Origin of the sequence: Pseudomonas peli (assembly GCF_050563605.1) — a bacterium.
Taxonomy (GTDB): domain Bacteria; phylum Pseudomonadota; class Gammaproteobacteria; order Pseudomonadales; family Pseudomonadaceae; genus Aquipseudomonas; species Aquipseudomonas peli_A.
In genome coordinates, this window is record NZ_JBNXUH010000304.1 from 1 (window position 1) to 223 (window position 223).

Below are 223 nucleotides of genomic sequence, written 5' to 3' on the forward strand. Positions count from 1 at the left end.
CGGAGATGTGTATAAGAGACAGGCTTGAAATGGTCCAGATCGATCAGAGCCAGGGAGATCGGCGTGCGCTCTCGCTGCGCCACTGCCAGCTCACGGGCAAAGAATTCGTCGAGATAGCGGCGGTTGTACAANCCCGGTCAGCGGGTCACACMGCGCCYGCTCCCCCCGCCGGCTCTTTTACACATCTGAGGGCGCCGGCGACCGCCCACCAGGGGGCGGTTTG

1 pseudogene is annotated in these 223 nt (G+C 63.6%); it reads right to left on the reverse strand.

From position 1 onward, the window contains the following. Positions 1 to 162, reverse strand: a pseudogene (locus ACQ4LH_RS21835) (diguanylate cyclase); the annotation flags it as partial. Positions 163 to 223: the final 61 nt, after the last annotated feature.